The organism is Pseudonocardia adelaidensis (genome assembly GCF_039543345.1).
GTDB classification, from domain to species: Bacteria; Actinomycetota; Actinomycetes; order Mycobacteriales; family Pseudonocardiaceae; genus Pseudonocardia; species Pseudonocardia adelaidensis.
In genome coordinates, this window is record NZ_BAABJO010000038.1 from 12,642 (window position 1) to 39,093 (window position 26,452).

Sequence of the window (26,452 nt, forward strand, 5' to 3'; positions counted from 1 at the left end):
GGAGGTAGGTCAGGCCAGGGAGAGGGACTCCTCGCCCAGGTAGGCGCCCTGCCGGCGCAGCCGCCGCTGCAGCTCGGGCACCGGGACGCACCGCGGGGACGTGCCCCCCGCGACCGCGAGCGCCGCCGCCGTGCCCGCGGCCTCGCCCATCGCGAACGCGGGCGGCATGACGCGGATCGCGCCGAGCGCCTCGTGGGTGGCCGACACGCAGCGCCCGGCGACGAGCACGTCCTCGAGCCCGCGGGGGAGCAGGCTGCGGTAGGGCATCTCGTAGGCGTTGGCGGTGGCGTACGACGGCGCGATCCCGCCGCCCGCGCCGCTCGGGTCGTGGATGTCGACCGGGTACGCGCACAGGCCGATCACGTCGTCGAAGTGGCGGCCGGTCTGCAGGTCCTCGATGGACAGCTCGTAGTCGCCCATGATCCGCCTGCTCTCCCGCACGCCGACGGTGGCGGCCGTGTCGAGCAGCGAGGACTCCTCGAACCCGGGCAGCTCCGCGCGGAAGAAGTCGACGAGCGCCATGGCCTGGTCACGGCCCTCGATCTCGGCCGCGGTGAGGTCGCGCACCTGCGTGGCATCGCGGCCCAGCACCCGGGTGGTGTTGATCCGCCACACCCCCGGCCGCATCGTCTTGTACATCCCGACGCCCATCCGCGGCGAGGGGAACCGGCCGGCCTCACGCGCCGCCGCGACGATCCCCGCGTACGGTCGCCGGTCGTCCGGGTGCGTGCGGATGTACTCGACGACGCGGTCGTCGTCGACGCCCCGCACGCGGAAGAACAGCGTCATCGGCTGCGTCCGGCCGTCCGACTCCCGGCCGATGCGCACCTCGGCGCCTGCCCGCGCGGCCACGTCGCCGTCGCCGGTGGCGTCGACGGTGACCCGGGCGGTCAGCGCCTGCAGTCCGTTCTTGTTCGCGACCACGATCCCGCGCACGTGCCCGTCCTCGGCCAGGGTGTCGGCGACGAACGAGTGCAGCAGCAGCTCCACGCCGGACTCCCGGCACATCTGCAGCGCCACCGTCTTCGCCGCCTCCGGCTCGAACGGGGTGACCTTGTCGTGCCCGTAGACGATGAAGCCGGAGTACTCGTCGCCCGCGCTGGTCTGCGAGGGGTGCAGCGCGTCGCCCCGCTCGGCCATCCGCCGCACGAACTCGTCGAACACGCCCCGGATCAGCTGCCGCTCGCCGTCGAGGGAGAACGAGGTCATGCACGGGCCGACGAGCCCGGCGGTGAGGTTCCCGCCGAGGTAGCCGTACTGCTCGACCAGCAGGGTGCGGGCCCCGGCCCGCGCCGCCGCCACCGCGGACGCGATCCCGGCCGGCCCGCCGCCCGCGACCAGCACGTCGACGTCGGCGGCGACGTCGAGCTCGCGTGCGTAGGTGATCGTCATCAGTACCCCTTGATCTCCGGCCAGTGCCGCTCGACGCCGCTGCGCTCGAGGAGCCGGGTGAACTCGTCCCTGCGGTCGCGGTCGGCGTGCACCTGGTGCGGTTCGCCGCCGGTCTCGACGCAATGGGCCGCGAGGAGGCCGGCGACCTCGCCGACGTTCCACTCGACGGGGTGCAGCCGGAAGCAGCCGTTGCTGATGTGGGTCGTCCCGATGTTCTTGGCGGCGGGGAGCAGGTTGCGCACCCGCTGCGGCACGAGCGCGCCGAGCGGGATCTCGAACGGCACGCTCTCCAGGTCGATGTAGCTGTCGCCCCCGGTCGAGGGGTGCAGGTCGAGGTGGTAGCTGCCGACCCCGACCGAGTCCTCGCGCACGAGCACGCCGTGCGCGCCCCGCACGGCCAGCGACACGTCGTTCTCGGTCACCGTGGTCAGCGCCCGGATCCGGCGGGACTCCCGCAGGTAGGGCGCCTTGGCCAGGCCGTCGGCGGTGCCGGTGACGTCGGCGCGCAGGCGCAGCCCGGGCCACCCGGTGCCGCCGTCGGGGCGGGGCGCCTCGGTCTGCAGCCAGTACAGCACCGACCGGCTCAGCTGCTTGGCGTCGGCCAGGTGGCGCGCCGCGACGTCGGGCTCGACGTCGATGACGCTGCCCAGCCAGTAGTCGTTCAACGGCCAGTTGACCAGTGCGATGTCGGAGGCGAACGCCCCTGGCGAGTGCAGGTCGCGCGCGAGGATGCGGCGGAAGAGCCACAGGTCGAGGTCGCCCGCTGCCTTGCTCTGGTCGGCGACGACGCCGAGCGGGTCGTCGCCCGGGTTCGGCGCGAAGTGCCGAGGCGTCGGCTCCAGGGTCCGCGGGTGCGGCGCCAGCAGCCCGATCAGCGGCCCCGGCCAGAACTCCGGACGGTAGGAGCGCCAGAAGTCGTACCGCTCCGGGCGGTCGATCGTGCGGTCCTCGCCGGGCCGGTGGTCGAGCGCGAAGCAGAAGGTGAACCCCTGCATGTTCTGCGGGTCGGCCGTGGCCGGCGCGTGCGGCTCGTCGTGGTCGGTCTGCGCCTCGGCCCCGGTGACGTACTCGGTCTTGGTCATGGCCAGCAGGTCGCCCGCCTCGGTGGCGTCGACGACGTACGGCGCCGAGACGACGATCCGCCTGCCGTCGCGGCGGTCGGAGAGCTCGACCGGGCCGACGTGATCGCCGTCGCACTCGGCGCCGACCGGCACGGTCTCCAGCAGCACCGTGAGCCGGCCCGCCGCGCGGTGGGGAACCAGCATCGCCTCGATGACGGCGAGCGAGACCCGCGGCTCGTGGCACAGCTTGCTGACGCGGCCGGCGCCGGGGTTGAGGTTCGGCAGCCGGGCGGCCTCGGCGCGCAACGGGTACCAGCGCCGGTAGTGCTCGCGGATCCCGTCGCGCAGCGCGCGGTAGGACGCCGTCGCGCCGAACCGTTCGATCCACGGGTGCTCGTCCGGCGGCACGGCCTGGCTGGTGAGCTGCCCGCCGAGCCAGTCGGTCTCCTCGGTCAGCACGACGTCGCGACCCGCGCGGCAGGCCGCGAGGGCCGCGGCGACCCCGCCCAGGCCACCTCCGACGACGAGCACGTCAGCGCGCAGTTCGAGCACTTCTCTCCTCAGGTTCGGGGACCGGTCGTCTCGCCCGCGACGAAGGCGCAGGCCATCAGGGACTGCCTGCGCCGCGCGGGCACGGGTGCGCCGGCGAGCAGGTCGATCATCAGGTCGACCGCGGCGCGGCCCATCTCGCGGCGCGGCACGGCGAACCCGGTGGTGACCGGCTCCCCGGCGGGCTGCACGACGTACTCACCGAGCATCGCGAGCGAGACGTCCTGCGGGCACCGCAGGCCGGCTGCGGCGATCGCCCGGCCGACGGCGCGGGCCACCACGCTGGTGTCGGTGGCCTCGGTGACGAAGGCGGTGACCCCGGCGTCGACCTCGGTGCGCACCCAGTCGGCGGTGACGTCCTCGGCGGCGCAGGGCAGCACCGGGGGCGCGACGCCGGTGAGCCCGGCCTCGGCCAGCCCCTGCAGCACGCCGGCCTGGCGGTCCTCGGACGCCAGCGCGACGTCCTCCTCGCGGACGTAGCGGATCTTCTCGTGGCCGAGCCCGGCGAGGCGGAGCACGACGTCGCGGCTCGCCGTGACGTAGTCGGCGCCGACGTAGGGCAGCCGGTCACCGAGCTCGTTGCGGCGTCCGATGTAGACGACGGGGTAGTCGTCGTCGAGCAGCCGCGCGATCTCGTCGCGCGGCACCCTGCGGCCGAAGAGGATGCATCCGTCGGCCAGACGCAGCCGGTGGATCGCGCCGGCCCGCCCCGCCGCGGGTCTGCTCTCCGGCGCGGAGCCGGTGAACAGCACGATGTCGTAGCCGCGCGCTCCCGCCTGCTCCTCGATGCCCGCGAGGAAGGGGTAGTAGGAGTTCTCGATGTCCACCGGGAACGTGGCGCTGAAGGTGTGCACGCCGAGCAGGTAGTTCTGCCTGCGGGCGAGCCGCAGTGCCGCCGGGTCGGCGACGTACCCCAGCTCGTCCGCGGCCTCGTGCACGCGGCGCACCGTGTCGGCGGCGATGCCGACGACGTCCGGCTTCCCGCCGAGCACCAGCGACACGGTGGCCTGCGAGACCCCGGCCAGCTTCGCGATGTCGGCCTGCCGGGGACGCGGCCTGCGTGCTCCCGTGGCCCTCCTCATCGGAGCATGGCCCCGCCGTCGACGTCGAGCGTGGCGCCGTAGACGAAGGACGCCGCGGCCGAGCTGAGGAACAGGATCGCCCCGGCCATGTCGCCCGGGTCGCCCATCCGCCGCATCGGGAGGCCGGCCGCGATCCGCTCCTTGAGCTCGGCGGAGATGCCGGTGTGCAGCGGGGTGTCCGACGGGCCGGGCGCGAGCCCATTGATCCGGACGCCGCGGCCGGCGAACTCGCGGGCCACCGACTTCACGATCGACAGCACGCCCGCCTTGCCCGCGGCGTACGGGGCGTCGGCGATCAGCCCGCCGCCGCCCCGGAAGCCGGCGTCGGAAGCGACCAGGACGATGGTGCCGGTCCCGGCGTCGAGCATCCGGCGCAGCGCCTGCTGGGTGACGAGGAAGGTCCCGACCAGGTTGACGTCGAGCAGCCGCCGCCAGTGCGCCGCGTCCGCCTCGAGGAAGCGGGTCGCCGCGATCACGGCGGCGCAGTGGGCGAGGTGGTCGAGCCGCCCGTAGGCGGCGTCGATCCGCTCGAAGGCCGCCGCGACGGAGTCCGGCTCGGACACGTCGAGGACCACCGGGAGCGCCTTGGGCATCTCGGCAGCCGCGCGGTCGAGGGCGGCGGCGTCGACGTCGGCGAGCACGACGTCGGCGCCGTGCGCGGCGAAGGCGCGGGCGGTCTCGCGACCCATCCTGCTCGCCCCGCCGGTGACGAGCGCGACGCGGCCGGCGAACTCGTCGGGGCGGAAGGACTGCCATGGCTTCATCGCGGGCACCTAATACGAGTCTAATACGCTTTAGATCGGCCGGTGCCCACTGTGATGTCTCGGGCCCGGCGGTGTCAAGCCCGGGTCGGGGCGTGCGCCGGGGGCAGCGCAGGGCGGCGTCGAGCGGGATCGTGACGGGCCGCAGCAGCCCCCGCGCCGCCTCGGTCTCGGCCCGGAACGCCTGCGGCAGGGAGGCGACGAACCTGCGGGAGGCCGCGGCGAGGTCGTCATCGCGGTCCCTGGCCGGAACGCGGAGGGCGTCCGGATTCCGCTCCGTCGCCGTCGAGTGGCGGCCGATGATCGAACCGGTTGACACCGTGCAGGCCGACTCCTAATGTTGCCGCGACCGAAATCAAAACTGCATTCCACTACGCGGAATCAGCGGGGCTCGCGGGCGAGGAAGGCCGAAGAGGACTGTCGATGTCGAATTCGTTCGCCCCGTGAGAAGCGGCACGCTGCTCGGGCGGGACTGGCGGCTCGCCTGGACTTTCCTCGCTCCCCTCGGTCTCATCATCGTGGCGCTGATCGCGTACCCGTTCGCGTACGGGATCGTGCTCAGTTTCCAGCACAAGCTCATCGGTGCCCCGGCGACCTGGGCGGGGCTCTCGAACTACACGGATCTGCTGTTCGGCGAACAGTACGGCGGCGTCTTCCGGGCGTCCGTCGTCGCCTCGGTTCTCTACACCGGTGTCGCCGTGGGCGCGAAGCTCGTTCTCGGAATGTGCATGGCGCTCCTGCTCAACGAACGCTTCCGGGGCCGCACCGTGATGCGGGGGCTGTTGTTCGTCCCGTGGGCGCTGCCCACCGTGATCGTGGCGCTGACCTGGCGCTGGATGTACGAGGGGAGCGACCACGGGCTGTTCAACCTGGTACTGGGCGACCTGTTCGGGATCGGCCCCGTCCAGTTCCTCGCCGACCCCCGGTGGGCCCTCTGGTCGGTCCTGCTCGTGGTGATCTGGCAGGGCACGCCGTTCTACACGATGATGTTCCTCGCGGGCATGCAGGCCATCCCGGCGGACCAGTACGAGGCCGCGTCGATCGACGGCGCGAACGTCTTCCGGCGCTTCTTCCACATCACGCTTCCCTGGCTGCGCCCGGCGATCGTCATCACCACCCTGCTCTCGACGATCTGGACGGCGAACAGCATCAACTTCATCTTCATCCTGACCAATGGCGGCCCGGTCAACACGACGCTGACGTTCCCGATGCTCGCCTACCAGATCGGTATCCAGGGCAGGGAGCTCGGCGCGTCGTCGGCCGTCAGCGTCATCTTCTTCCCGCTGTTCCTCGTCATCATCTACGTGCTGACGAAACGGATGCTGCCCGCCGACGCCAAGGCGGGGGTGTAGCCGATGACGGGCCCGTCACGCCGCAGCCGCCCGGGGCGCAGATCCGGCACGGGCCGCCGGATCGTCCTCGTGGGCGGGCTCGCGGTGTTCGCGATCTGGACCGTCGTCCCGATCGCGTGGATCCTCGAGACCTCGGTGAAGCCCAACAAGGACCTGTACGGCGAGCCCGGCATCCTCCCGAAGACGGTCACCGCCGAGCACTACGTCGAGCTGTTCACCGACACCGACTTCCTCACCTACTTCACGAACAGCCTGCTCGTCTCGTTCGGAACCACGGCGCTGTCCATGGTCATCGGCGTGCTCGCCGCCTACGCCGTCACGCGGCTGCGCTTCCGCGGGCGACGCCTGATGGGCAACGTCACGATCGTCACCTACCTCATCCCCCCGGCGCTGCTGTTCATCCCGCTGTTCCAGGTGGCCGCGCAGTTCGGGTTCACGAACAGCACGCTCGGCCTGATCCCGATCTACCTCATCTTCTCGGTGCCCTTCTGCACCTGGCTGTCCATCGCGCACCTGCAGGCCATCCCGATCGAGCTGGAGGAGGCGTCGCTCGTCGACGGGTGCACCCGCCTGCAGTCGCTGGTGCGGATCGTGGTGCCGCTCCTCCTGCCGGCGTTGGCCGTCATCGCCCTGTACGCGTTCACCCAGGCCTGGAACGAGTTCCTCTACGCCCTGATCCTGATCAGCACCGACTCCCGCAAGACCCTCCCCGTCGGGCTCGCGGACTTCGTGGTGGGGGACGTCTACAACTGGGGTCCCCTGATGGCGGGCTCGGCCATCGCGTCCCTGGTGCCCGTCCTCATCTACGTCGCGGCGCAGCGGTGGGTCGTCTCCGGCCTCACCGCGGGCGCGACGAAGGGATGAGCGTCCGTCCGAGGAGAAAGGTGTCTTCCGTGCGTGCAGACAACCAGATCGCGTTCGACCGTCGACGGCTGCTCAAGGCGTCCGGGCTGCTCCCGTTGGCCGCGCTCGCCGCTCCGTCGCTCGCCGCGTGTGGTGACTCCGGGTCCGCAGGCGGTCACCTGACGGCCTGGGGCGTCGTGTCCTTCACCAAGGAGGGCGACCGCCTCGTGGCGGACCAGATGCAGGAGTGGGGCGACGCCAACGGGTTCACGGTCGAGTACTCGGCGGTTCCGGGCTCGAACTACCCGGCGAAGCTCGCCACCGCCGTGGAAGCCGGGTCGCTGCCGGACGTGGTGATGCTCGAGGACACGCAGCCGATCTACTACGGCGGTCAGGGGCACCTCGCGGACATCACCGACCTCTTCACGGAGCTGAAGGGCCAGGGCGGCGGGATGTTCGACACGCTCAGCCCCTACGTCGCGGTTCCCGCGGGCACGTACGCCGTCCCGATGGAGTCGAACCTCACCGTGATGTACGCCCGCACGGACCTCATCGAGAAGGTGACCGGGCAGCGCACCCCGCCGGCCACGCTCGACGAGCTCGAGGCGATCGCGCGCGCCGCCCAGACCCCGCCGGACACCTACGGCATCGGGTTGCCGCTGGGCAAGAGCGTGGACGGCAACACCGTCCTCAGCATCATCTACGCCGACGGGGGCACGCTGGTCGACGAGCAGGGCAACCCCGCCGTCGACAACGACGGCACGGTGTCGGCGCTGACGCGCATCCAGCGGTGGTGGCGCGACCAGCTCATCCCGCCCGACGCACCCTCGTCCGACGACGCGTGGAACAACCAGGTGTTCCAGTCGAAGCGGGCGGTGTTCGTGTTCAACGCGCCCTCGATCTACGGCTGGTTGCAGGAGAACGACCCGGACCTGATGGCGAACACCGCGCAGGCACCGCTGCCGGCCGGGAAGGCCGGGTCGGTGCAGTCCGCGAACTGCTGGTCGTGGGGCGTGTCGGCGAAGAGCCCGAACCTCGGGCAGGCGAAGGACCTGATCCGCTACATCATGGCCCCCGACCGCGTCGAGCAGGTCTACGAGAAGGTCGCCGGGCGCTGGTACCCGGTCTACCGCGACCTCACGACCGCTCCGTACTGGCGGGAACGGGCGGCGTTCAGCACGTTCCCGCAGATCATCGACAACGCCCGCACCAACTGGTACCCGGCCACGGCGTCCGCCGAGCTGCTCACCCGGCTCACCTCGGTGACCGACTCGTTCGTCCCGCTGCAGATGGCGGTGGACGTCACGGTGCAGGGGATGAGCCCCGAGCAGGCCGCGAAGCGCGGTCAGGAGCAGATGGAGCAGCTGTTCGCCTGACCTGCGGCCGCCCTCCGGACGCCACCCGCAGCAGCGCGGCCGCGGCGCCGCCCAGGCGGCGCCGGGCCGGCCAGACCGCGCGCAGGACGCGGTGCAGGTCGAGGCCCTCCACCGTGACCTCGACGAGCCGCCCGTCCGCGAGGTCGGCGGCCACGGCGAGTGCGCTCAGCACGGCGGGCCCGGCACCTTGCGCGACGGCGCTGCGGACGGCCGTGCTCGAACCGAGCTCCAGCAGGGGCCGGACCGGCGTGGTCCCGGTGCGCTCCAGCGCCCGGTCCAGCGTGTCGCGCGTGCCGGACCCCCGTTCCCGCACGATGAGCGGCGTCCGGGCGAGCTCGTCGGGCCGGACCGGGGTGCGGCGCCTGGCCCAGGGGTGATCGAGCGGGACGACGACGGCCAGCCGGTCGGCGGCCACGCGTCGCGACGTGAGGCCGCCGGGCACCGTCGGCGACTCGAGGAACCCGAGCCCGATCTCCTCGCGCGCCGCGAGCGCCGCCACGTGTTCGGAGTTGGTCACCTGCAGACGCACGTACAGCTCGGGAGCGCGCTGGCGCAGGGTCCCGATCCACGCCGGCGCGAGGTGCTCGGCGATCGTCATGCTGGCGGCGACGTCCAGGTCGTTGTCCTGCTCGCCCCGCAGCGCGGCCGCGCCGACGACCAGCGCGTCGATCTCGGCCAGCACGCGTTCGGCCCACGCCGCGACCGCCCGGCCCGTGGGTGTCAGCTCGGACCCCCGCGGCCCGCGGACGACGAGGACGAGGCGCAGCCGCCGTTCGAGCGCGCTGAGCCGCTTGCTCGCCGCCGGCTGGCTGATCCGCAGGCGCTCGGCCGCCCGGCCCAGGCTGCCGGCCTCCCCGACGAGCACCAGGAGCCGCAGGCCCTCGATGTCCGGACCGGTCATAACCGCAGAATATGGGCAGTTGCCGAGATGACGGCTACCGGCGGTCGGGTCGGGGGCGCAACCTCGATCGACATGAGCACGACCCGCACGACCGGGCACCGCTTCGGCGCCCACCGGTCCGGCCTCGCCGTCGCCGCGCTGGGGGTGGCGGCCTCGGCCGGGGTGAACACGCTGTTCCCCACCGTGAGCGCGTTGATCGTCGCCGTCGTACTGGGCGTCGCCGCCGGCAACCTCGGCCTGCTCCCCGCGAGCGCCCGCGCGGGCCTGGCCCGGTGGACGCCCCGGATGTTGCGCATCGGGGTCCCCCTGCTCGGGCTGCAGCTCGCCCTGCCCCGGGTGCTCGCCCTCGGCCCCGGACTGCTCCTCGCCGTGGCCGTGACGGTCGCGGTGACGTTCGCGGGCACGCTGTGGCTCGGGCGACTGCTCGGGGTGTCCCGGGCACTGCGCATCCTGGTCGCGACCGGGTTCTCCATCTGCGGGGCGTCGGCCGTCGCGGCGGTCGCCTCCGTCGTCGACCACGACGACGAGGACGTCGCGACCGCGATCAGCCTGGTGACGGTGTTCGGTGGCCTGGCGATCGTCGGGCTGCCCGCGCTGGCGGGCCCGCTCGGCGTCGAGGGGACCGACCTCGGCAGGTGGGCGGGTCTCGGCGTACACGAGGTCGGGCAGGTCGTGGCGGCCGCCGCACCGGCAGGCGCCGCGGCCGTCGCCGCCGCCGTGCTGGTCAAGCTCAGCCGTGTCGTGTTGCTCGCGCCCGTCGTCACCGCGGTCGGGGTCGTCGAGCGGAGGAGGCGCCCCGGTCCCCGGGGCACGCGGCCCCCGCTCGTCCCGCTCTTCGTCCTGGGCTTCCTCGGCGCCATCGCCGTGCGCGCCACCGGCCTCCTCCCCGCGCCCGCCCTCGACGGCGCGGCGACGCTCACCACGTGGGTGCTGGCGGCGGCACTGTTCGGCCTCGGTACGTCGATCGGCCTGCGCACCCTCGTCGGCGCGGGACCTCGCGCACTCGCGCTCGGGGCGCTCTCCACCGTTCTCGTCGGCTCGGTCTCCCTGGCATCGCTGCGGCTCCTCGCGTAGGAGCCGGCGACCGAGCGCCTTCACCCCCCGACGAGCCGGGCGACGCGCAGTGCGGACCGGCTCCCCTCCCGGAGCGCACCGTTGGTGATGAACGCGGTGTCCTCGTGGACGACCACCGCCGTCGTGCCCTGGAGGCCGTCGCCGCCGTCGAGCAGAACGCGGTGCGTGCCGTCGGCCGCGACACCGACCAGCTCGCTCGCATCGTTGATCGCCGCGAGGATCTCGTCGCCCCGGCCGGTGAAGTCGAAGTCGTCGATGCCGGCCAGGCCGGTGGCGTGCACGGCGACCGGGCCCGCCGCGCCCGACCGCTCCACCGGGATGCGCACGATCGTGCCGCGATCGTAGTTGCTCAACCACACCGCCCCCGCGTGCAGCTTCAGCCCGTTCGCCCCGAAGAAGCCGGACGGAGCGAGGGCGGGGTCGGCGCTCCACACCGACGGGTCGCCACCGGAGACCGGAGCCTCCCAGACCCGTCCACCCGTCGAGTCGGTGACGAGGAAGCGGCCTCCTGCCTGGTCGATGAGCAGTGCGTTCGGCATGGTGTCCGCCGGCATCGGGACGACCAGCTCCGGCTCGGTCGATCCGGCCGCCAGTCGCCAGATGCCGGTCAGCCCGCCCCGCCCCGCCGCGTAGAGGAAGAACACCGCGCCGCCTCGGTCGCGCGCCACCCCGGTGACCTGCGGACTCCCGACCACCGGCGTGGTCCCGCCCCCGCCCGCGGGCACCGGCATGGTGGCGACCACCTCGGTCCCGCCGTCTCCCCGCACCCGGACGACCTGCCGCGCACCGATCATGCCGACGACCGCGCCACCACCCGGTTCGAGCGCGATGCTCTCCGCGTTCTGCCCGGCGGCCCGGTCGAACTCCGCGAGCACCCGGACGTCGGCCAACTCGCTGAGCCCGGCGGGCGCCGGCGTCTTGATCGGCGCAGCGGTCCCGGCGGAGCACCCGGCCGCCATAGCGATGCCGAGGACTGCGGACGTCACGCGGACGTGCGCGGCGGACGGCGACATTCGCAACGTGATGCACCTCTTCCTGTCCTATGTGGACGATTGGTCGACGGCACGGGACCCGCTGGGCCACCTGACGTGCGGTCAGGGGATCCGGCGCGGCTCCGCATCGACGAACGGTGCGGTGTCGAACCGCTCCCGGCCGAGCGCCGCGATGAGCTCGAGCTTCCCCACGGCCTCGGTGCCCGGGGCGGGGGAGTACACGATCAACCGCTGCCCCTGGGCGGTCGCCAGTACGTCGAAGTCGACTTCGACGAGCCCGACCTCCGGATGGCGGATCCGCCTGCGGTCGCTGCGGCGGACTGCCACGTCGTGCCGGGCCCACAACCGCCTGAACTCGGTGCTCGCGGCGCGCAGGGCCCGGACCAGCCCGGTGGCGAAACGGTCCCCGCGCCGCGCCGCGACCGTCGCGCGGAGGTCCTCGACCTGGGCACGGCTCTCGCCGTCGTGGTCCTCGACCGGCTGGCGGGCGCGGAACGCCGGTTCGGTGAACCAGCGGTAGGTGCAGCTGCGGGCGTAGCCGCGCAGCCCGGTCTGCTCGCCCAGCAGCGCGTCGGCGAGCGCGTTCTGCGCGAGCACCACGTTGAGGTCGGAAGCGATCAGTGCGGGGAGGGTGGCCAGGTCGTCGAGCAGGCGGAGGAGGGCCCGCCCGACGTGTTCGTCGGGCCCCGCCTGCGGCGCGGTGTGGTGTCCCGAGAGGCGGAAGAGGTGGTCACGTTCGTCCCGGCTCAGCCGTAAGGCGCGGGCCAGTGCCGCGAGGAGGTCGACCGAGGGCGTCGCGCCCCGGCCCTGCTCGAGCCGGGCGAGGTAGTCGGGTGACATCCCGGCGAGCTGCGCGACCTCGAAGCGCCGTAGGCCCGGCGTCCTCCGCCGGGAGCCCACCGGCATCCCGACGTCGGACGGCTGCAGCAGCGCCCGCCTGCTGCGCAGGAAGTCCCCGAGCTCGCCGCGATCCACGCGCTCCAGCATGATCCGTCCCGAGCCGGACAACCAGGACCTGTCAGGTCCACGATCCGGGTTCGCTCGGCCCAACTCGCTTCGTCGACCACAGCGCGGATGTACTACTCGAAGCGTTCGCTCTCCCCGCTGTCGATCCGGGTCGGGCCGTGCCGCAGGTCGACGCGGACGAAGTACGAGCCCGGCTCCCGTGGCATCGGGATCCAGACGTCGAGCGTCGTCGTCGCGTGGTCGGTCCGGGGCTCGATCCGGTAGGCGAGGTTGTCGTTGAGCCAGTCACCGCTGAGCCGGATGCCGCCGGCTTCCTGCCACATCGACCAGGACAGGGTCAGCGATTCGCCGCGCAGTCCCGAGAGATCGAGGTCCGTGCTGACGACCACACCCAGCGGTTCCGGGCCCGGGACCGCCGGATCGGCGGTCGAGGGGGCGTGGCGGGCGTCGGTGAGGACCTGGGCGATCCGTTCGGCGGCCACGGCCGGTTCGACCGGTTCGCCGCTCGGAGCGACCGCGTTCCCGATCGCGATGAACTCGGACGGGACGGAGCTGTCGCCGGTCAGGTCCACGTAGGCGTCCTCGACCTCAGCGACGTGCGCCTGGTTGACGGAGTCGTCTCCGATGACGGTGACCTCGGGCGACGGACCGGCCGTCTCGGTCGGGGATGGGTCGCCGATCTGCCTGCTGGACCGGTCACCGGAGGTCCGCATCGGGTTGTCGGAAGGCTCGGCGGTGGGGCTGCTCGCCCCCTCCGGATCGGACATGGCAGGGGTCGGCGTCCCGGTCGGGTCCGGATCGGACGTGGCCGGGGCAGATCTCTCGGTCGGCTGCGCGGCGGCGGTCGAGCCCGGCGTCGTCGCCTCGCTCGGAGCGGCACCGACCGTCGGTGCGGGAGCCGGCTCGTCGCCGGGCGGGCTGTAACCCTTCAAGCTGATGGTTCCGGTGCTCTCCACCCGGTGCTGGTACTCGCTCAGCGGGATCCCGGGGATGATCCGGACGCCGACCTCGGCGCTGTCGTCGGCGTCCGGGGAGGGCCACAGCGAGATGATGGTGCTGACCGCACCGGCGACGGCGCCCAACGTCACGATCACGGTCACGATCGACTTGGTGGCGCGGTTCCACCACCGGTTGTGGGCGGGAGTCGGCGGTCGCTCCGGCGAGGCCGGATAGCGACGGCGGTAGGTCTGGCGGCGCCCGCCGGGCATGAGGGCCCTCCTTCCCACCGGACGGCTGAGGCGGGGCCCACCTGGGTGAGCACCACCTTTCCGCTCGCGCGCTCACCGACCGGTGTTACCTCGACACGAAGCGTTGGCGACGGAGGCGCCGCCGGGCCCGGTTCGGCAACTCCCGCTGCTCGCGATCACCGGCCGTCCGGGGTCTCACGCCGCCGCGTTCGCGGAGCGCGGCGCTGAGGCTCAGCCCGAGCGCGTAGCCCGCGTGGAGGGCCCCGGGCGTGGCGCTCGGTCCGGTGTGGTGCTGGGCCGCCGTGCCGAGCGCGGCGAGTCCGAGCGAGGCGCCGATCTGGCGGGTGCTGTCGAACAGGCCCGGCGAGATCCTCGTGCGCGCCCACTCCGGCCGGTGAGCGGTCCGACGCCGCGCGGCCCGGATCCTGCGACACCATCTTCAGCGGCCCCGATCCGTCGCTCAGCAGCCTCGACCCGTCCCGGCAGCCGCACCTGGCGGCGATCGGGGACCAGTGGCCGGTGTTCGCCGCGCGGGACACCTACCCACAAGGGCTGGAGGCGCTCGTCGACGGCTTGCTGGCGCAGGTGCGGTCGGAGGTGACGTGGGCAACCTGCCGGGCGACGCGAGGGGGTCTGCGCTGGTCAGGGCCGGCGGGCCCGGGCGAGCCAGGCGGGGAGATCGACCAGGTCTCCCATCCGGCGGTCGAGCTCGGCGGCGTGGGTGGGGTTGCGGACGACCCCTCGGTACTCGCGCAGCTGCAGGTCCTCGAGCTCCCACCCGTCGCCGAACGCGGTTCGGATCGCGCCCTCGCCGACCTGGGGCCCGAAGCGCGGGCCGGTGTCGGAGAGCGCGAGGACGTGGACCCGCCCGCCGGGGCGGCAGGCGCGGTGCAGGCTGCGGACGTACCGGGTGCGGTCGGCGGGGTCGAAGATGTGGAACAGCGCGCTGTCGACGATCGTGTCGTAGGCCTGCCGGCCGAGGTCCATGGCGTCGGCGACCTCGAAACGGGCGGTGACGTCGTGCCGGGCGGCGTTCTCCCGGGCCCGTTCGATCGCCGGTTCGGATGCGTCGATGCCCAGGACGTCGTAGCCGAGGCGGGTGAGGAGGATCGTGTGCTCACCGGTGCCGCAGCCGGCATCGAGCACCTTCCCGCGGATCCACCCACTGCGTTCCAGGTCGACGATGGCCGGCTGGGGTTCCCCGATCACCCATGGCGCGGTGCCGGCGAGGTACGCCTCGTCGAAGGCGCTGCGAGGCGGGGTCGTGCTCCGGTCCGGCGCCGCGCCGGCGTCTGTGAAGCCCATGGAGCGACCGTAGGAGCTCGAGTCGACTACAGGTCAAGCGCCTGCGTCGACAGCGGTGACGAGCTGGACCGGAGCAGGCTCTCGCCGGCGAGCGCCCGCAGCTCCGCGCACGCGGCGAGCACCGGAGGGGTGTGGGCGACGGCGTCGCGGACCACGGCCAGGATCGACCGGACCGGCACCGGCTGGACGACGGGCACCGCACGCGTCCCGGCCGGGAGGTTGATGGCCCCGAGCTCGGGCAGCACGGTGATCCCGATGCCGGCGGCCACGAAGGCGAGCGCGGTGGGGTAGTCGTGCGCCTCCACGTGGAACGGCGGGCGGAACCCGGCCGCGGTGCACGCCTCGACCAGGTTGCGGCGGCACCAGCCCCGGGCGAAGTCGTTGTCCACCCAGCGCTCGGTCGCGAGCTCCGCCAGCTCGACCTCGGCCCGGCCGGCCAGCGCGTGGCCCTCCGGCAGGACGACGAGGTACGGGTCGTCGAGCAGGTGGTGCGCGGTGAAACCGGGCCCCGGGACGAAGTCGGGGCGTTCGACGGCGACCTGGACGTCGGACCGCTCGGCGGGGTCGTCGGGCAGCCATTCGCGCAGGGCGAGGTCCAGCCGGACGCCCGGGAACTCGCCGATGAGCCTGCGCACCACCCGGGGCAGCCAGGCGGCCCCGACCGAGGCGAAGTACGACAGCGACAGCGCCCCCGTGCGGCCGGCGCGCAGGTCCGCGACGACGGCCTCGGCCTCGCCGATCCGGTCGAGGATCGCGTCGGCCTGCTCGGCGAGCAGGAGCCCGGCGGCGGTCGCGCGGAGCCCGCGCCCCGCCCGTTCGAACAGGACCAGGCCGGTCTCCCGCTGCAGCGCCGTGACGTGCTGGCTCACGGCGGACGGGGTGTAGCCCAGGTTCGCGGCGGCCGCCTGCACCGACCCGCTGGCGACGACGGAGCGGAAGATGCGCAGGCGATGGGTGTCGAGCACGCCCCGAAAGTACAGCTGAACTGGATCGAACGGTAGAAGATGTCGCTGGTGCTGAACGGTCGCGGTGCGCAGGCTGGAGTCATGACGTTCTCCCGGCAGTCCCTCTCCCTGGCGGCAGCGGCGACGACCGTCGTCCTCTGGGCCTCGGCGTTCGTCGGTATCCGGGGGGTCGGCCCCGAGATGTCGCCCGGTGCACTGGCGCTCGGCCGGATGCTCGTCGGCTCGCTCACACTGACCGCGATCGTGCTCGTCGTGCGCGCCCGCCGCCGGGGGACGGCGCCGGCGCTACCCCGGGGCAGGCTGCTCGGCGCGATCGTGCTGTGGGGTGCGGCCTGGTTCGGGCTGTACAACGTGGCGCTGAACGCCGCGGAGCGCCACCTCGACGCCGGCACGGCCGCGCTGCTGGTGAACGTGGCGCCGGTGGTGGTGGCGGTGCTGGCCGGGCTGCTGCTCGGGGAGGGCTTCCCGGCGCGGCTGCTGGCCGGGATGGCGATCGCGTTCGCCGGCGTCGTGCTCATCGCGACCACGACCTCGGCCGGGGGAGCGGACGCCACCGGGGTGCTGCTCGGGCTGCTCGCGGCGCTGGTGTACGCCGGTGCCGCGGTGGCGCAGAAGCGGTTGCTGGCGAGGGCGGACGCGCTGACCGTCACCTGGGTGGGCGCGGTCGCCGGGGCGATCGCGTTGCTGCCGTTCCTGCCGTCACTGCTCTCCGAGCTGGCCACGGCGTCCGCCGGGGCGGCTGCCGGGGTCGTCTACCTGGGCGTCTTCCCCACCGCGGTCGCGTTCCTGACCTGGGGGTACGCGCTCTCCCGGACGACGGCGGGCCGGCTCGCGGCCGCCACCTACGCCATCCCGCCGATCGTCGTGCTGCTGTCCTGGACGCTGCTCGGCGAGTTGCCGGCGTTGCTCGCGCTGGCGGGCGGCGTGCTCTGCCTGACGGGAGTGGCCGTCGCGACCCGCCGACGTCCTGCTGTGGCCGCTCCGCAGCCCAGGGCGGCCGTGGCGGGGGGATGAGCGGTACGCGGGCGAGGGCGCTCAGCCCGGCTTCCCCGGTGACGTGCTGGCAGGCAGGACGCGGTCGAGCTGGCTGCGCGATGTGATGCCGAGCTTGGGGAACACCTTGCGCAGGTGGTACTGCACGGTGTGCGCGCTGATGAACAGGCGGGCGCCGATCTCCGGGTTCGACAGTCCGTCCCGGGCCAGCCGGGCGATCTGGGTCTCCTGGGCGGTGAGCTCCTCGTGCCTGACCGCTGAGCCGCGTCTCCGGGCGGTTCCGCCGATAGCCCGGAGTTCGTGCCTGGCTCGTTCGGCGAACCCGGCGACGCCCATCGACTCCAACATGTCGTAAGCCGTGCGCAGTTGCTCGCGGGCGTCGCCGCGACGGCGTTCCCGACGCAGCCATTCGCCGTAGAGGAGGTGCGCGCGGGCGAGATCGACGCGGAGCCGGGTCTTGCTGAAACGAGCGAGCGCCTCGCGGTACAGGCGCTCGGCCTCGTCGCCCTCCCTCAGCAGCGCATGCGACCGCGCCTCGGCCCCCAACGCCCATTCGGTGCCGCTGGCGCCGGTCAGCTCGGTGAGCCGGCGGTAGGCCCCCGCCGCCGTCTCGGTCATCCCGCTGCGCGCAGCGGCCTCGACCAGCTCGACCAGGGCCCAGCAGTGCGAGGCGGGATCCTCGTCGTGGGCGGTGGCCCGCTGCCCGGCGGCCACGGCCTCGTCGTAGTGACCCAGGCCGTTGCCGAGCAGGGCGTTCGCCGACTCGGCCAAGGTGATGCCGACTCCCTCCCCCCGCAACGTCACGTCCGCGAGGGTGGCGTCGATCAGGGTGTGCGCCCGTCGCCCGTCGCCGCGCAGCGCGGCCAGGAATATCTCGCCGTACGGCGCGAGGCCGCTGCCGGTCGCCTCCACCACCACCTGCAGCTCGTCGGTCAGCGACTCCGCCGCGCTGAGGTCCCCGGTGAAGAGCACGATGTGGGCGCGTGCGGTGAGGGCGAGAGGGAGCTCGCTGAGCGCGCCGGTCGTGCGCGCGAGCTGGAGGTACCGGGCGGAGAGCTGCTCCCAGCGGTCGTCGTCCCACAGTCGCAGCGCCGTGATGCACGCCAGCCACATCCAGCGCAGCTCTTCGTCGGCGGACATGTCTGCGCCGAATGCGGCCAGGCCCCGGCGCAGGACCGGGACTCCTGCGGCATACCCGGCGCGGAGGCCGGCTGCCGTGCCGTCGAGCAGGAGGTCGGCGCCGCGCGGGGCGTGCCGCGGCGGGGGCGCGGAGGCGGCGGCGCGGGCCACCTCGACGACATCCCCTCCGGGGCCGGCCAGGCCGGCGGCGAAGATCGCGGCGGACACCGCGTCCAGGTACGTCGCCCGGGAGAGGTCCGCGTCGATCGGCTCGAGGCGCCTGGCCGCGTTCACCAGCAGCGCGGGGGCGTCACCGCCCCGGCTGGTGTTGAACGCGAGCTGGGCCCGCGTCACGTCGACCGTGGCCTGCTGGAGGTCGCTGAGCGGCCCGGACTCGGCCATGTCCAGCAGCTCGTGCGCCACGTCGAACAATCCCGCCTGGATCGTGGCCTGCGCGGCGGACAGCGCCCGGCCGGCCCGTTGCTCCGGGTCGAACGTCAACGTCGCCGCCTGCTTCAGGAACGCGGCCGCGGCGGCCGGGCCGCCGCGTGCCCTGGCCCGCCCGGCGGAGCGTTCGAGCTCGGCGGCGACCTCGTCGTCGGGCCCCGGGGCGGCCTGCGCACGGTGCCAGGCCCGGCGGTCGGGGTCGAGCCGCTGGTCGGTGACGTCGGCCAGGGCCTGGTGGGCCTGCTGCCTGTTCCGGGTCGGGGCCGACCGGTAGACCGCCGAGCGGGCCAGCGGGTGGCGGAACCGCACGCGGATGCCGAACTCGGCCAGGCCGGCGTCGGCGGCAGCGGCCGTGGCGTCCGCGCCGATCCCGAGCAGCCCGCCGGCGCGGCACAGCAACGCCGGGTCGCCGGTCGGGTCGGCCGCCACCAACAGCAGCTGCCGGGACTCGTGGTGGAGCGGGTCGATGCGCCGCCGGAAGCTCTCCTCGATGCTGCCGGCGAGCGGCAGGGCACCGGGAAGCCCGAACCCGCCCGCCAGCTCCGCCACCGTCAGCCCCCGCGGTATCTCCAGCAGCGCCAGCGGGTTGCCACGGGTCTCGACGACGATCTGGTCCCGGACCCGCAGGTCGATCGGCCCGGTCAGCACCGAGTCCAGCAGCACCCGGGCGTCGGCCTCGGGCAGGCCGCGCACCGCCATCTCCGGCAGGCCGGCCAGGTTGCCGCTCGGGGCACGCGCCCCGAACACCAGCCCGACCGACTCCGCCCCGAGCCGCCGGGCGACGAACGTGAGGACCTGCGCCGAGGCGTGGTCGAGCCACTGCGCATCATCGACCAGGCACAGCAGCGGCCGCTCCTCGGCGACGTGGGACAACAGGCCGAGCACGGCCAGGCCGATCACGAACGGGTCCGGGGCCGGCCCGACGAGCATGCCGAACGCGGTCCGCAGCGCATCGCGTTGCGGCACCGGCAGCGAGTCCAGCCGATCCAGCATCGGCGCGCACAGCTGGTGCAGCCCGGCGAACGCCAGCTCCATCTCCGACTGGACCCCGGCGGCACGCGCCAGCCGACAGCCCGGAGCGTGCCCGGCCAGGTACTCCAGCAGCGCCGTCTTGCCGACGCCCGCATCGCCGTGCACGACCAGTGCCCGGCTCTCCCCCGGGTGCCGGACCGCCTCCACCAGCCGGTCGAGCACACCGCACTCGGTGCGGCGCCCGGTGAGCCCGGCCGCAGGCCGCCACACCGGCACGCCCTCGGGCACCCGCACAGGACGCACGCTATCCCCCCGAACTGCGTCGAACTACCCGCCACGGCTACCCGGCGGGGGATTCCGCGGCCGCAGCGCCGGAGCAGGCTTCACCTCCGGCCGGCACGCCCGAAGGGAGCCGAGATGACAACCGTCCACCATCGCCACGCCGTAGTGAGCGGCCACCGGCTCTTCTACCGGGAGGCGGGCCCGTCCGGAGCACCGGCCGTGGTGCTGTTGCACGGCTTCCCGGCCAGCTCCTTCATGTTCCGCCACCTGATCCCGCTGCTCGCTGACCGGTACCGCGTCATCGCGCCCGATCACCTGGGCTTCGGCCTCTCGGACGCACCGCCCGTCGATCGGTTCGAGTACACCTTCGACGCCTTGGCCGGCCTCACCGCGGAGCTGCTGACCGAGCTCGGTGCCGACCGGTACGCGCTCTACGTCCACGACTACGGGGCGCCGGTGGGCTGGCGGCTCGCCCTCGCCGACCAGCATGCGGTCACCGCGATCGTCACCCAGAACGGCAACGGTTACGAGGCCGGGTTCGCCCAGGACTTCTGGGCGCCGGTGCGGGAGTACTGGCACGAGCGGAACCCGACGACGGAGGCCGGCGTCCGGCAGGCGCTGACGCGCGAGGCGATCCGGTGGCAGTACCTGCACGGAGTGCCCGACGAGAGCCTGGTCAGCCCGGACACCTGGGAGCACGACCACGCCCAGGTGTCCCGGCCGGGCAACGATCTGGTGCAGCTGGCGCTGTTCGCCGACTACGCCGGCAACCTGCCGCTGTACCCGAAGTTGCACGCCTGGCTGCGGGACAGCGGCGTGCCGGTGCTGGCGGTGTGGGGCCGCAACGACGAGATCTTCCGCCCCGAGGGGGCCATGGCCTTCGCGCAGGACGCTCCCCGCGCCGAGATCCACCTCCTGGACGGGGGCCATTTCCTGCTGGAGAGCCATCTGGACCTCACCGCGAGCCTCATCCACGACTTCCTGGCCCGGACGCTGTGACAGCCGAGCCGTGACTTCGGAGAGAAGGAGACATGGGCCTTTCCTGGCAGCAAGGACCGCTGGCGCCCGGCTCGGTCGGACGCTTCCTCGTCCCGGGCCCACTGCCCGAGCGGATGCTGTTCGCCGAGCCGCTGCGCCGCCGGATGCGGGTCCGGTTCGGCACCGAGTGGATCGCCGACAGCGAGGACGTCGTGCTGCTGCACGAGCCGGGCCGCTACCCGGTGGCCTACTTCCCGCTCCACGACGTCGCCTACGGTGTCCTGCGGCCCACCGAGCACACGACCCGGCACCGTGACCTCGGGCCGACGACCTGGTACACCGTTCGCGCTGGTACGGGCGACCGGCAGCGCGCCGCGTACCAGCACGTCGAGCTGCCCGCCCATGCCGGCGAACTGCGGGACCGCGTCGCGTTCGCCTGGCGCGCGATGGACGCCTTCTACGAGGAGGAGGAGCGGATCGTCGGCCACGCGGCCGACAGCTACCACCGCATCGACATCCGGCAGACCGGCCGCCACCTCACCGTGCACCACGAGGGCCGGGTCATCGCGGACACGAGCCGGCCGCTGGCGCTGTACGAGTCCGGGTTCGCGCCGCGCTGGTACGTCCCGCGGGACGACACCGACGAGGCCGCCCTGACCCCGGTCGAGGGCCGGACGTTCTGCCCGTACAAGGGCCTGTGCAGCTACTACGACGTCGGCGGTGCGCGCCGCGCGGCGTGGTCGTACGAGGACGCCTGGACCGAGGTCCGTCGCGTCAGCGGGCTGGTGTCGTTCGAGCCGGACAAGGTCGAGGTGCACCTCGACGGTTCGCGGCTCCGGCCGGAGCCCGGCCAGTCCGTGGTCGCGCACGGCGTCGACCGCGATCTCACCCTCGACGAGGTCGCTCCCGGAAGGCCGCGATGACCGCCGCGCCGTCGGTCCTCTCCGTCAACGTCGGTATGCCGAAGGACGTGTCCTGGCAGGGCCGGACGGTCCACACCGGCGTCTGGAAGTACCCGGTGCGCGGTCCGGCGATGGTGCGGCGGCTGAACATCGACGGTGACGGGCAGGGCGACACCGCCGGGCACGGCGGCGAGCAGCGGGCGGTGCTGGTCTACCAGATCCAGTCCTACGCGCACTGGCAGCGGCACTTCGGCCGCGACGACTTCGAGTACGGGCAGTTCGGGGAGAACCTCACCGTCGACGGCCTGCCCGACGACGAGGTCTGCATCGGGGACCGGTACCGCATCGGCGAGGCGGAGTTCGAGGTCACGCAGCCACGGGTCACCTGCTACCGGGTCGGCCTGCGCCTCGGCGAGCCAGATCTCCCCGCGCTGCTGGTCGGCCACCACCGGCCCGGCTTCTACATGCGCGTCATCACCGAGGGGCACGTCCAGGCCGGCGACCGGATCCTGAAGACGCGCACCGGCCCCGGCGCGCTGAGCGTCGCGGACACCGACGCGTTGCTCTACCTCCCCGGGCGGGATCCGGCGACACTGCGCCGCGCACTGCAGATCCCTGCCCTGAGCCCCGGCTGGCGGGACTCCTTCCGGGAACTGCTCACCGCTGCCGGCACCGCCGAGCCGGTCTGGGCCGGGTTCCGGCCGTTGCGCGTGGCCGACGTGGTCCCCGAGACCTCGACGGTCTCCTCCATCCACCTGGCTGCCGTGGACGGGAGCCCGCTCCCACCCGCGCGGGCGGGCCAGTACCTGACGCTGCGGATCCCGGACGTCGGCCGACCCACCCCGGTGCGCAGCTACTCGCTGTCCTCGCCGCCCGGTGCCGGCACCTACCGGATCAGCGTCAAGCACGAACCGCGCGGCGTCGTCAGCGGCTACCTGACGACGAGGCTGCGTCCCGGGACGCTCCTCGACGTGGCCGGGCCGCGGGGCGACTTCGTCCTCGGCCCCGGCTCCGGCCCGGTCGTCCTCGTCTCGGCCGGTATCGGGGTCACGCCGGTGCTGGCGATGCTGCACGAGCTCGCCGCCCGGCACAGCACGCGGGAGATCTGGTGGATCCACGGCGCCCGCGGGCCCCTGGAGCACCCGCTGGCGGGTGAGGCGCACACCCTGCTCGCGTCCCTGCCGCACGCGTACGAGCACGTGTTCTACAGCGCCACCTCCGGCCGCATCACGAAGGACACGCTGGTCGGGCTGGACCTCCCGGCCGGCGCGACCGCATACGTCTGCGGCCCGGCCGCCTTCATGGACGACGTGCAGCGCGCACTCACGGCGATCGGGCTGGACCCGAGCAACATCCACACCGAGCTGTTCGCGGCGCTGCCGTCGATCAACCCCGGCCTGGCGGGGCAGACCCACCGGCCGCCCCACCCACCGCCCGGCCCTCCCGGGACCGGGCCACTGGTGACCTTCGCACGCAGTGGCGTCTCGGCACCCTCTCCCGCCGCCGGGTGGAGCCTGCTCGAGCTCGCCGAGGCCTGCGACGTTCCCACCCGCTGGAGCTGCCGGACGGGTGTCTGCCAGACCTGCATCACCCCGCTGCTGTCCGGCGACCTCTCGTACTCGCCGGACCCGCTGGATCCCCCGCCCGCAGGCCAGGTGCTCATCTGCTGCGCCCGGCCCGCCACCGACGTCGTCCTGGACATGTAGGACCGAGGAGCAGAGAGATGGACTACAGGCTCGAGGTCGTCACCCTCGCGGTCACCGACGTCGACAAGGCCGCGGCGTTCTACACGCAGAAGGTCGGCTTCGTCCTCGACGTCGACTACCACCCCACCGACGAGTTCCGCGTCGTGCAGCTGACACCGCCCGGCTCGGGCTGCTCCGTGCAGATCGGTATCGGCCTCACCGATGCGCAGCCCGGCTCGGCACGCACCACCTACCTGGCCGTCGCCGACGTCGAGGCCGCCCGGGCGGAGCTCGTCGGACGCGGCGTCGAGGTCAGCGGCATCCGGCACAAGGCACCGACCGACGACTGGAAGGGGGACTGGCTGCCGGGAATCGACCCGCAGCGCCGCGCCTACGCCAGCGTCGCCGACTTCGCCGACCCCGACGGCAACACCTGGGTCGTCCAGGAGATCGGCCACGCCGGGGCACCGGGACGATGACCCGCTGGTTGCGGGCGATCGGGGGCAGGACGGATGCCGAGCCCGCCGAAGTGCACCGCGAGACGATACGCGTGGCCGGGTTGAGCGATGCCGTCTTCGCCATCACCGTCACCCTGCTCGTGCTGGAGATCAGGCCGCCGGGTGGCGACGTGGACCTGCTGCACGGGCTCGTCGCGCTCTGGCCGTCCTATCTCGCCTACGCCGTCTCGTTCCTGTTCATCGGGCAGGTGTGGGCCAACCACCACGTCATGTTCGACCACATCCGGGCCGCCGACCGGGTCGTCCTGCTGCTCAACACGCTGTTGCTGATGGTCGTGGCGTTCCTGCCGTTCGCCACGTCGGTCCTCGCCGAGGCGCTGCGCAGCGGCCACGAGCAGCGGACGGCCGTCGTCTTCTACGGCATCGCGTTCGTCGTGACGGCACTGATGTTCAACGCGACCTGGCGGTACGCGCACCGGCACCGGCTGGTCGGCGACACCCTCGGACCGGCGGGTGCGAAGTCCATCGGCAGGCGCTTCCAGCTCGCGCTGGCCTGGCTGGTGGTCGGCACCGTGCTCGGCGCGCTGCTCCCGGCCCTGGGCGTGGCCCTGATCGTGACCTTCAACGTCTTCTACTGGTTCCCGATCCGGGGCGAGGGCCCGCGCCCGCGGCCCTGAGCCGGTGGGCGGAGGTTCAGACCGCCGTCGCTGCCGCCTTGCCGACCGCGGCCAGCTCGTCCCGGTGCACCACACCGTCCTTCACGACCAGCACGACCCGGGCGGTCGCGGTGATGTCGGCGACCGGGTCCCCGTCCACCAGGACGAGGTCGGCGAGCTTGCCGACCTCGAGGGTCCCCAGCTCGTGCGCGAGCCCGAGGTTCTCCGCCGCGGCGCTGGTCGCGGCCACCAGGGTCTGCATGGGGGACAGGCCGTGCTCGACCATCAGGGCGAGCTCCCGGGCGAAGTCGCCGTGGGCGTTGAACGGGGTGCCGGCGTCGGTGCCTGCGGCGATCCGCATGCCCGACGACACGGCCGCGACGAAGCTCTCCCGCTGCCGCTGGGCCTCCCGTTCGGCCTTCTCCACGGCCCATGCGGGGATGCCACGGGCCGCGTTGCGGATGATCCCGTCGACGGCGAGCATCGTCGGGACGAGGAACGTGCCCTGGTCGACGGCGATCTCGAGCAGCTCGTCGTCGAGGTAGAAGCCGTGCTCGATCGAGTCGATGCCGGCGAGGAGCGCGTTGTGGATCCCGGCCCGGCCGATGGCGTGCGTGGTGACCCGGCGGCCCGCGTTGTGCGCCTCCTGCGCCACCACGGCGAGCTCCTCGGGCAGCAGGGCGGTCTGCATCGGCGAGACACCGGGGGTGAGCACCCCACCGGTGGCCATCACCTTGAGCACCTCGGCCCCGCACTTGATCTCCGTGCGGGCCGCCTTGCGCACCTCGTCGGGGCCGTCGGCCTCCCGGCCGATGTGGTGGCCGTGGCCGCCGGTCATCGTGATGAGCCGGCCGGCCGCCTGCACCCGTGGCCCGGGGACCAGCCCGCGGTCGATCTCCCGCGCCAGGTCGATCGCGATGTTGTCCGGGGCTCCGCAGTCGCGGACCGTGGTGACCCCCGCCTGCAGGTTGGCCCATGCCGACCGCGCGGCCCGCAGCGTGGCCGTCGGGACCGTGTCCGCCGCGATCTGGCCGATCAGGTCCGGCGCGCCGTCGGCGGTCAGGTGCACGTGGCAGTTGACGAGACCGGGCAGGACCGTGCGGCCACCGCCCTCCAGCACGGCGTGCGGCGCCGTGGCCGGCGCCTGCTCGGCGGGGCCCATCCACGCGATGCGGCGACCCTCGACCGCCAGGGCCTGGCCGGGGAGCGGCGGCGCGCCGGTGCCGTCGACGACAGTGACGTCACGGAGCAGGAAACCCGGTGTGTTCATGCGGCGATCCTCATGCAGCGATCCTCACGCAGCGATCCTCACCCGGCGGGCCGCTCGGTCGTGGACATCCGCGGGTCGAGCGCGTCCCGCAGCCCGTCGCCGAGCAGGTTGAAGGCCAGGATGGCCAGGAAGATCGCGATGCCCGGGAACGCCGTGAGGTGCGGGGCGCTGAAGATGAACTGCCGCCCCTCGCCGAGCATCGTGCCCCACTCCGCCGTCGGCGACTGGACGCCGAGACCGAGGAAGCCGAGCCCGGCCGCGAGCAGGATGCTCACCCCGATGCTCAACGTCGCGTGCACGAGCACCGGCGTGAGCGCGTTGCGGAACACGTGCCGGACGATGATCCGCAGGTCGCCTGCCCCCAGCGCCCGTGCCGCCTCGACGAAGGGCTCCTCCCGCAGGCTGAGCACCGACGAGCGGACGAGCCGCACGATCACCGGGATCACGCTGATGCCCACCGCGATGATCACGTTCTGCAGGCTCACCCCCAGCACGGCGACGAGCGTGAGCGCCAGCAGGATGCTCGTGAAGGCGAAGAGCATGTCGGCGAACCGGGAGACGGCCATGTCGGCCCAGCCGCCGTAGTACCCGGCGACGACGCCGAGCGGCACGCCCACGACCAGGCCGATGGCGACGGCCAGCACGCCGATCAGCAGCGAGATCCGCGTGCCGTACATGAGCCGGGTGGCGATGTCGCGGCCCAGCTGGTCGGTACCCAGCCAGTGCGAGCCCGACGGGCCCTGGATCGCGACCGACAGGTCCTGGGCGTTCGGGTCGTACGGCGAGATGAGCGGTGCGGCGAAGGCCAGCACCAGGAACGTCACGATGATCCCCAGCCCGACGAGTGCGGGGGGATGGTGGCGGAAGCGTTGCCAGGCTCGCAT

Annotated in this window: 24 protein-coding genes; 11 read left to right on the forward strand and 13 right to left on the reverse strand. The window is 73.2% G+C overall.

Going from position 1 to position 26,452, the window contains the following annotated elements:
• Nucleotides 1–9: 9 nt before the first annotated feature.
• From ABEA81_RS35260 to ABEA81_RS35275, 4 genes are read right to left on the reverse strand one after another with little or no spacing between them, the layout of a single operon-like run.
• Nucleotides 10–1,392 carry an FAD-dependent oxidoreductase gene (locus tag ABEA81_RS35260; protein WP_345611271.1) on the reverse strand — a complete coding sequence of 461 codons (1,383 nt, stop codon included), beginning with the start codon at nucleotides 1,390–1,392 and terminating at the stop codon, nucleotides 10–12.
• Nucleotides 1,392–3,005 carry an FAD-dependent oxidoreductase gene (locus ABEA81_RS35265; RefSeq protein WP_345611273.1) on the reverse strand — a complete coding sequence of 538 codons (1,614 nt, stop codon included), beginning with the start codon at nucleotides 3,003–3,005 and terminating at the stop codon, nucleotides 1,392–1,394. Before ABEA81_RS35265 ends, ABEA81_RS35260 begins: the two co-directional genes overlap by 1 nt.
• Nucleotides 3,006–3,013: 8 nt before the next feature.
• A complete protein-coding gene (locus ABEA81_RS35270; protein ID WP_345611275.1) occupies nucleotides 3,014–4,084 on the reverse strand; it encodes a LacI family DNA-binding transcriptional regulator in 1,071 nt (356 codons plus the stop codon).
• Nucleotides 4,081–4,848 carry an SDR family NAD(P)-dependent oxidoreductase gene (locus ABEA81_RS35275; protein WP_345611277.1) on the reverse strand — a complete coding sequence of 256 codons (768 nt, stop codon included), beginning with the start codon at nucleotides 4,846–4,848 and terminating at the stop codon, nucleotides 4,081–4,083. The genes ABEA81_RS35270 and ABEA81_RS35275 overlap by 4 nt, the downstream gene beginning before the upstream one ends.
• A 440-nt stretch (nucleotides 4,849–5,288) precedes the next feature.
• On the opposite strand from ABEA81_RS35275, the gene ABEA81_RS35280 reads away from it, so the two are divergent.
• Genes ABEA81_RS35280 through ABEA81_RS35290 form a run of 3 tightly spaced genes read left to right on the forward strand, consistent with a single transcriptional unit; the run spans nucleotide 5,289 to nucleotide 8,416 of the window.
• Nucleotides 5,289–6,197 carry a carbohydrate ABC transporter permease gene (locus tag ABEA81_RS35280; RefSeq protein ID WP_345611279.1) on the forward strand — a complete coding sequence of 303 codons (909 nt, stop codon included), beginning with the start codon at nucleotides 5,289–5,291 and terminating at the stop codon, nucleotides 6,195–6,197.
• 3 nt (nucleotides 6,198–6,200) lie between these two features.
• Nucleotides 6,201–7,061, forward strand: coding sequence for a carbohydrate ABC transporter permease (locus ABEA81_RS35285; protein ID WP_345611281.1), 861 nt, complete (start codon nucleotides 6,201–6,203; stop codon nucleotides 7,059–7,061).
• A gap of 29 nt (nucleotides 7,062–7,090) precedes the next feature.
• Nucleotides 7,091–8,416: an ABC transporter substrate-binding protein gene (locus ABEA81_RS35290; protein ID WP_345611283.1), complete on the forward strand. Its 1,326-nt coding sequence runs from the start codon at nucleotides 7,091–7,093 to the stop codon at nucleotides 8,414–8,416.
• On the opposite strand, the gene ABEA81_RS35295 is transcribed toward ABEA81_RS35290, so the two are convergent.
• Entirely contained in the window at nucleotides 8,343–9,317 is a 975-nt protein-coding gene (locus ABEA81_RS35295) for a LysR family transcriptional regulator (protein ID WP_345611285.1), read from the reverse strand. The two genes, ABEA81_RS35290 and ABEA81_RS35295, sit on opposite strands and share 74 nt — an antisense overlap.
• 72 nt (nucleotides 9,318–9,389) lie before the next feature.
• On the opposite strand from ABEA81_RS35295, the gene ABEA81_RS35300 reads away from it, so the two are divergent.
• Entirely contained in the window at nucleotides 9,390–10,391 is a 1,002-nt protein-coding gene (locus ABEA81_RS35300; protein ID WP_345611286.1) for a YeiH family protein, read from the forward strand.
• A 20-nt stretch (nucleotides 10,392–10,411) separates the two neighbouring features.
• On the opposite strand, the gene ABEA81_RS35305 is transcribed toward ABEA81_RS35300, so the two are convergent.
• The 3 genes from ABEA81_RS35305 to ABEA81_RS35315 all read right to left on the reverse strand — a co-directional run bounded on the left by ABEA81_RS35305 (nucleotide 10,412) and on the right by ABEA81_RS35315 (nucleotide 13,557).
• Nucleotides 10,412–11,377 (reverse strand): SMP-30/gluconolactonase/LRE family protein, encoded by a 966-nt coding sequence (locus ABEA81_RS35305; protein WP_345611287.1) that lies wholly within the window; start codon nucleotides 11,375–11,377, stop codon nucleotides 10,412–10,414.
• 108 nt (nucleotides 11,378–11,485) lie between these two features.
• On the reverse strand, nucleotides 11,486–12,370 hold the full coding sequence (locus ABEA81_RS35310) for a helix-turn-helix transcriptional regulator (protein WP_345611289.1): 885 nt from the start codon (nucleotides 12,368–12,370) through the stop codon (nucleotides 11,486–11,488).
• Between the two features lie 92 nt (nucleotides 12,371–12,462).
• On the reverse strand, nucleotides 12,463–13,557 hold the full coding sequence (locus ABEA81_RS35315; RefSeq protein WP_345611291.1) for a hypothetical protein: 1,095 nt from the start codon (nucleotides 13,555–13,557) through the stop codon (nucleotides 12,463–12,465).
• A gap of 248 nt (nucleotides 13,558–13,805) precedes the next feature.
• Between ABEA81_RS35315 and ABEA81_RS35320 the strand changes: the two genes are divergently transcribed.
• Entirely contained in the window at nucleotides 13,806–13,934 is a 129-nt protein-coding gene (locus ABEA81_RS35320) for a hypothetical protein (RefSeq protein ID WP_345611292.1), read from the forward strand.
• A gap of 244 nt (nucleotides 13,935–14,178) precedes the next feature.
• Here ABEA81_RS35320 and ABEA81_RS35325 read toward each other — a convergent pair whose 3' ends face one another.
• The gene (locus tag ABEA81_RS35325; RefSeq protein WP_345611294.1) at nucleotides 14,179–14,841 is read right to left on the reverse strand and encodes a class I SAM-dependent methyltransferase; all 663 of its coding nucleotides are present in this window, start codon (nucleotides 14,839–14,841) and stop codon (nucleotides 14,179–14,181) included.
• A gap of 26 nt (nucleotides 14,842–14,867) precedes the next feature.
• Nucleotides 14,868–15,806 carry a LysR family transcriptional regulator gene (locus ABEA81_RS35330; RefSeq protein WP_345611295.1) on the reverse strand — a complete coding sequence of 313 codons (939 nt, stop codon included), beginning with the start codon at nucleotides 15,804–15,806 and terminating at the stop codon, nucleotides 14,868–14,870.
• Between the two features lie 81 nt (nucleotides 15,807–15,887).
• On the opposite strand from ABEA81_RS35330, the gene ABEA81_RS35335 reads away from it, so the two are divergent.
• Nucleotides 15,888–16,820, forward strand: a complete 933-nt coding sequence (locus ABEA81_RS35335; protein ID WP_345611297.1) for a DMT family transporter — start codon at nucleotides 15,888–15,890, stop codon at nucleotides 16,818–16,820.
• A 21-nt stretch (nucleotides 16,821–16,841) separates the two neighbouring features.
• Here ABEA81_RS35335 and ABEA81_RS35340 read toward each other — a convergent pair whose 3' ends face one another.
• Entirely contained in the window at nucleotides 16,842–19,631 is a 2,790-nt protein-coding gene (locus tag ABEA81_RS35340; RefSeq protein ID WP_345611299.1) for a helix-turn-helix transcriptional regulator, read from the reverse strand.
• Nucleotides 19,632–19,754: 123 nt separating this feature from the next.
• Here ABEA81_RS35340 and ABEA81_RS35345 point away from each other — a divergent pair, with 123 nt between their 5' ends.
• Genes ABEA81_RS35345 through ABEA81_RS35365 form a run of 5 tightly spaced genes read left to right on the forward strand, consistent with a single transcriptional unit; the run spans nucleotide 19,755 to nucleotide 24,319 of the window.
• A complete protein-coding gene (locus tag ABEA81_RS35345; RefSeq protein ID WP_345611301.1) occupies nucleotides 19,755–20,618 on the forward strand; it encodes an alpha/beta fold hydrolase in 864 nt (287 codons plus the stop codon).
• Between the two features lie 32 nt (nucleotides 20,619–20,650).
• A complete protein-coding gene (locus tag ABEA81_RS35350; protein ID WP_345611302.1) occupies nucleotides 20,651–21,520 on the forward strand; it encodes a DUF427 domain-containing protein in 870 nt (289 codons plus the stop codon).
• Entirely contained in the window at nucleotides 21,517–23,205 is a 1,689-nt protein-coding gene (locus ABEA81_RS35355) for an MOSC and FAD-binding oxidoreductase domain-containing protein (RefSeq protein WP_345611304.1), read from the forward strand. Before ABEA81_RS35350 ends, ABEA81_RS35355 begins: the two co-directional genes overlap by 4 nt.
• Nucleotides 23,206–23,222: 17 nt before the next feature.
• On the forward strand, nucleotides 23,223–23,663 hold the full coding sequence (locus ABEA81_RS35360) for a VOC family protein (RefSeq protein ID WP_345611306.1): 441 nt from the start codon (nucleotides 23,223–23,225) through the stop codon (nucleotides 23,661–23,663).
• Nucleotides 23,660–24,319, forward strand: coding sequence for a TMEM175 family protein (locus tag ABEA81_RS35365; protein ID WP_345611307.1), 660 nt, complete (start codon nucleotides 23,660–23,662; stop codon nucleotides 24,317–24,319). Before ABEA81_RS35360 ends, ABEA81_RS35365 begins: the two co-directional genes overlap by 4 nt.
• A gap of 16 nt (nucleotides 24,320–24,335) precedes the next feature.
• Here the strand turns inward: ABEA81_RS35365 and ABEA81_RS35370 are convergent, their stop codons facing one another.
• Both ABEA81_RS35370 and ABEA81_RS35375 read right to left on the reverse strand, forming a co-directional pair.
• The gene (locus ABEA81_RS35370) at nucleotides 24,336–25,568 is read right to left on the reverse strand and encodes a metal-dependent hydrolase family protein (RefSeq protein WP_345611308.1); all 1,233 of its coding nucleotides are present in this window, start codon (nucleotides 25,566–25,568) and stop codon (nucleotides 24,336–24,338) included.
• 38 nt (nucleotides 25,569–25,606) lie between these two features.
• Complete coding sequence (locus ABEA81_RS35375; RefSeq protein ID WP_345611310.1) at nucleotides 25,607–26,452, reverse strand: ABC transporter permease; 846 nt, start codon at nucleotides 26,450–26,452, stop codon at nucleotides 25,607–25,609.